Source organism: Galbibacter sp. (assembly GCF_035306585.1).
Lineage (GTDB): Bacteria > Bacteroidota > Bacteroidia > Flavobacteriales > Flavobacteriaceae > Galbibacter.
In genome coordinates this window covers 1-4748 of the sequence record NZ_DATGNU010000082.1, presented here as the reverse complement: position 1 = coordinate 4748, position 4748 = coordinate 1, and the positions used below count along the sequence as shown (strand labels likewise).

The window sequence follows — 4748 nt, the reverse complement described above, 5'->3', positions numbered from 1 at the left end:
GTAACTCCAAAATCCGCTTTGTGCAATACCTGAACACTAGTGATGGCGAAGTCATCAGTTTTATAACTTTCCTGGGCATTGATTCCAGTAATGCCAAGTACCAACAGGGCTGAAAATAATAGAATAGATTTCATTTTTTTTTAAGTTTAAAAAGTTAGGATTGGTTTAAGGTAGCAATCCTAACTAAGTTAGTATATAGTTCATTCATTAACCTCAAATAGTAGAGGTCAATGTTTTACAAATATAGTAAGGAGTCCTAACTAAACAAATTTTACTTTAACTTTTTTTAAGTATTAAACTTAATTTGTCAGTTGAGCGCTTAGAATTCGATGAATTTGAAAAAATATATCAATGTGCGGATTTATGATACAATAGTTATTGGCACAGGAAAAGCCAGACACTCCACGGCCTATTTCTTAAGAGACACTATCCCAGCAAGCGTATAAGTTTAAGGGAGCGTGTCTAAATTTTACTTGCCCACAACTAAAAGCTAGTATTCCTGGATACGTTTCATGACATTTTCTGTAATGCGATCACAACGACTGAAACCAAATTCAAATACGTTTTTGTCATTTGCCACTTTATAGAGTTTCTCTTTAAGCATATCTTTTGATCGATGTAGGCGAACCTTGACATTAGCAACGGTTAGATCTAACGCGATTGCAATTTCTTTCAAACTCATTCCTTCCAATTCTCTCATGACATAAACCGTTTTGTATTTAATGTCTAAACTCTCTATAGCATTTTCCAATAATTGCTTTGTTTCGCGGTGTATCATCTTCTGTTGCGGATTTAATTGTCTGCTATCTGGTATCTCTAAAATGGTATTGCTTAAATGGTCCAAGGGAGTATTTATATCATATATCTTTCCCTTTTCTTTTAGTCGTGCCAAAGACTTGTTGATCCCTATACGAATTAGCCAAGTGGAAAACTGGGATTGCATCTTAAACAAATGCAATTTAGTGAAAGCCTTTACATAGGTCTCCTGCATGATGTCTTCAATTTCTGCATCGTCCTTTAGATAGCTTCTAACGATACGGTACAACTTTTGGTTATTGCGCTTGACCAAAATTTCGTAGAGTTCTTTCTCGCCACCTAAAATCCTTCTAATGACTTGGTTTTCTTCTAGCTTGTGATTCTTAATTACTTTAAGGCGTATTGCTTCCATGGTTGTGTGTCTTTTCCTTTAGATAGGAAACTTTAAAATAAGTTACAAAATTTTGTATCCTTTTTGAATATTTCCTATCAAAAAGATGTAACAGATTTTAAATAACTAAAAAAGTATAATTATGAATTCAAATGTACACTTCGTAAAAAACATTTTAAAGTATACTTTTGGCGTGGTGCCAATAGTGGCTGGATTAGACAAATTTACAAACATTTTAACCCAATGGTCTCAATATATATCAGATGGGTTTGCATCACTACTTCCCTTTGAACCAACCACCTTTATGATCATTGTTGGTATTATAGAAATTGTTGCGGGTTTCCTTGTCTTAACAAGAACAAAAATAGGAGCTTATATAGTTTCAGCATGGCTTGTAGCCATTGCACTGACCTTAATTTTGAGTTGGAATTATGTAGATGTGGCCGTTCGAGATTTAGTGATGGCTATCGCTGCGTTTACTTTAGCAAAACTATCGGAGGGTAAAAGTACGCCCGTGTAAGAATTCTTTTCTGGCCACTGTTGTAGCTACATGTACCACCAATACGCGCTAAACTTTATAGCAAAAGAATCCATGGCGCTGAAAGCCCGATAAAAAGGATAAACGTTATATGTAGGAATAATGGGGTATCTTCTTGGATATCCCATTTTTCTATTTTACTCCTCCCTTAAAAAACCAACTTACCGGAAATCCCTACTGGAATACAAATGATAAAAAAGCATAAATACAGCCTTGTATTTTTCTCCTAGTCGCGCTCGTAGTACCGCAAATGCTTTAGTGATTTGAGCTTCAACTGTCTTAACAGACACCCTAAGGTGTTGCGCTATTTCCTCATTGGTAAGTCCTTCCTTTTTACTCAAAATGAAAACTTGTTTGCATTTTTGGGGTAAGTAATCAATTTCCTGGTGAACGATATCGAGCATTTTTTCAAAGGATTCCTCTGTGGTGGTCTCCATGACTTCCCTAAGGGATTCCACATACTTTCGCTGTAATAACATCATCGACTTTTTCTTTTGGTTGTAATTTATGGATTCGTTATAAACAGCCTTAAATAAAAAGCTCTGTATGGAATGCGTTTCATCTAAGCGATGACGAAAATCCCAGGTTTTTAAAAATACATTCTGCACGACATCCTGTGCCATATTTTGATCACAGACCAATGAAAGGGCATAAGCATGGAGCCTTCTATGGTAGTTGTCAAGTAAATATAGATATGCTTTTTCGTGTCCATTTCTCAATTGTTGAATCAAAAAAGCGTTGTCCTTAAAATTCATGGATTGTCGATTAAGTACATAAAATTAGGATTAATTGCATGGAAATGCCACAAAAATTTCAAAATAAACCTGCAAACTATTAGGGTTCATAAAGTTTGTCTTGTATTACCATTAAAGCCCTTTGTATGATTTCTGAGAAATTCGAAAATTTAATTGTAAAATTTTTATGTGGCGCTATCACCCAAAAGGAGCTGGAGGAGTTGGAGCAGTGGATGGCCGAGGAAGAAAACCAACGCATCTTTCAAGAATATGTCAGGGTCAACTACGCGCTTATTTTAGGGGCCAATGATCCCGACTCAAGTGTCATTAGAGCAAAACTACTAGAGAAGATACACGGCAATCAAAAACCACACTCTAAGAGATATACCTTCGCCTTGTTTTTAAAATACGCGGCTTTGGTGATCTTAACCCTTGGGCTCTGTTACTTTTTAGAACGCGAATTAACCAACCCATCCAATACTACGGCTATTGTTCCAGAGCGTGAAGCCATCACATTGGAATTGGAAACTGGAGAGGTGGTGGTGATCCCTGAAAATGGATCGACCCGTATTACCACTTCCAATGGAACGATCATTGGACGACAGCAAGGACAACAGCTTACCTATGATCAAAAATCACCAGGGAATCAGTTGCAGTACAACACCCTACATGTCCCTTTTGGCAGGCGCTTTAATCTGACGCTCTCAGATGGTACCAAAGTGTTTTTAAATGCTGGCAGTTCCCTGCGTTATCCAAGAGAATTTCTTCCAGGTAGAAGTCGAGAAGTATCTCTGGAAGGAGAAGCCTATTTTGATGTCACCCATCACCAAATGCCCTTTGAAGTGTTGAGCACTCCAGTAAAAGTACGGGTATATGGAACCCAGTTCAATGTTTCTAATTACCAAGAAGATCCTGATACTGAGGTGGTTTTGTTAAAGGGATCCGTAGGACTCTCCGCTAGTCAGAACAATGAAGAAAATCAAATGGTGGTGCTTAAGCCAGGCTATAAAGGCGCCTTTAATAAAAGCGAACACTTGATACATACCCAGCGGGTGGATACCACGCTTTTTACCAGTTGGATTCGGGGGGATATGGTGTTTCGAAATACCTCCTTTGAAAATATTTTGAAAAAATTGGAACGTCAGTACAATGTAACTATTGTAAATAACAATACATCCTTAGCCAAAGAACACTTCAATGCGATCATCGCTACAAAAGATGAATCCATTGAACAGGTGCTGAGTTACTTTAAAACACTCCATGACATTCAGTACAGCATTGTCGAAAATAAAATAGTAATCAATTAAAACCCATTGCCTATGATAGACACCTCTTCCCCAAAACTACAGAAGGCTCTTTCACCAAGAATTTATTAAAAAAGAATCGGAAAATGCTGTCACATTCCCCGATTCGGTGTAAAGAGATTGTAGATATGAACAATCATTAAAACATTCAAAACTATGCAAAAACCGTATTTACCCTATAGAAATTCTATATGGGTTCTAAGATTTGATCTTAAAACTACCTTATCACTCCTACTTTTAATAACAGCTGGCTTTATAATGCAAGCCAAGGAAGCTTACTCTCAGAGAGATAAAGTATCCCTTGATATGAAAGATGTGCGTGTTGGAGATGTACTGAATTATATTGAATCCACCACAGATTATAAATTCTTTTTCAATACCAAGACCATAGATCTGGACCGTACTGTCTCTTTGAAAGTCAGTAAATTGCCGATAGAAAAGGTGATGGAACTCCTCTTTGATTCCCGTAAGACAAGGGTGATTATAAAGGACCGTACCATTATTTTAAAACAAAATCAACCTACTTCATCTCAAGAAACGCTCCAACTTACACCCCTTTCTAAAGTACAACAAGAGATTGGCGGAAATGTAACCGATGCCAGTGGCATTCCGCTTGTGGGTGCAAACATAATTGAAAAAGGAACAAACAATGGTGTCACCGCTGATTTTGATGGTAATTTCTCAATTGCTATCTCGAATCAGACGGCCATACTGGTGGTATCTTACCTTGGATTTGATTCCAAAGAAGTCACCGTCAATGCTGGAGAAACTATAACCGTTGTTCTAGAGGAAAGTGCGGCTGCATTGGATGAGGTCGTTGTGGTAGGTTACGGTACCCAAAAGAAAGTGAATATCACGGGTGCCATTACCTCCATAAATACCGAAGAAATAAATGAAGTACCCACTAGCAATCTTTCCAACACCCTAGCCGGACGGGCCCCTGGAGTTAATATCACCAACACCTCTGGTTTAGCCGGAGCATCATCGAGTATTAGAATTCGTGGGGGTTTTGGAGATCCTTTGTA

The 4748-nt window shown here is 37.7% G+C and carries 5 protein-coding genes; 3 read left to right on the top strand and 2 right to left on the bottom strand.

The window, feature by feature from the left end:
• Positions 1-490: 490 nt before the first annotated feature.
• On the bottom strand, positions 491-1168 hold the full coding sequence (locus VKY50_RS08325) for an RNA polymerase sigma factor (RefSeq protein ID WP_324300779.1): 678 nt from the start codon (positions 1166-1168) through the stop codon (positions 491-493).
• Positions 1169-1289: 121 nt separating this feature from the next.
• Here VKY50_RS08325 and VKY50_RS08320 point away from each other — a divergent pair, with 121 nt between their 5' ends.
• Positions 1290-1667 (top strand): DoxX family membrane protein, encoded by a 378-nt coding sequence (locus VKY50_RS08320; protein ID WP_324300777.1) that lies wholly within the window; start codon positions 1290-1292, stop codon positions 1665-1667.
• A 179-nt stretch (positions 1668-1846) separates the two neighbouring features.
• Here the strand turns inward: VKY50_RS08320 and VKY50_RS08315 are convergent, their stop codons facing one another.
• Complete coding sequence (locus VKY50_RS08315; protein ID WP_324300775.1) at positions 1847-2440, bottom strand: RNA polymerase sigma-70 factor; 594 nt, start codon at positions 2438-2440, stop codon at positions 1847-1849.
• A gap of 125 nt (positions 2441-2565) precedes the next feature.
• Here VKY50_RS08315 and VKY50_RS08310 point away from each other — a divergent pair, with 125 nt between their 5' ends.
• Both VKY50_RS08310 and VKY50_RS08305 read left to right on the top strand, forming a co-directional pair.
• A complete protein-coding gene (locus VKY50_RS08310) occupies positions 2566-3726 on the top strand; it encodes a FecR family protein (RefSeq protein WP_324300773.1) in 1161 nt (386 codons plus the stop codon).
• Between the two features lie 153 nt (positions 3727-3879).
• Positions 3880-4748 (top strand): carboxypeptidase-like regulatory domain-containing protein (locus tag VKY50_RS08305; protein WP_324300772.1); only part of this gene is annotated, 869 nt, incomplete at its 3' end.

Coding starts and splice junctions, on each gene's coding strand:
- VKY50_RS08315 (WP_324300775.1), bottom strand. CDS start 2,440: ATGAATTTTAAGGACAACGCTTTTTTGATTCAACAATTGAGAAATGGA.
- VKY50_RS08325 (WP_324300779.1), bottom strand. CDS start 1,168: ATGGAAGCAATACGCCTTAAAGTAATTAAGAATCACAAGCTAGAAGAA.
- VKY50_RS08310 (WP_324300773.1), top strand. CDS start 2,566: ATGATTTCTGAGAAATTCGAAAATTTAATTGTAAAATTTTTATGTGGC.
- VKY50_RS08320 (WP_324300777.1), top strand. CDS start 1,290: ATGAATTCAAATGTACACTTCGTAAAAAACATTTTAAAGTATACTTTT.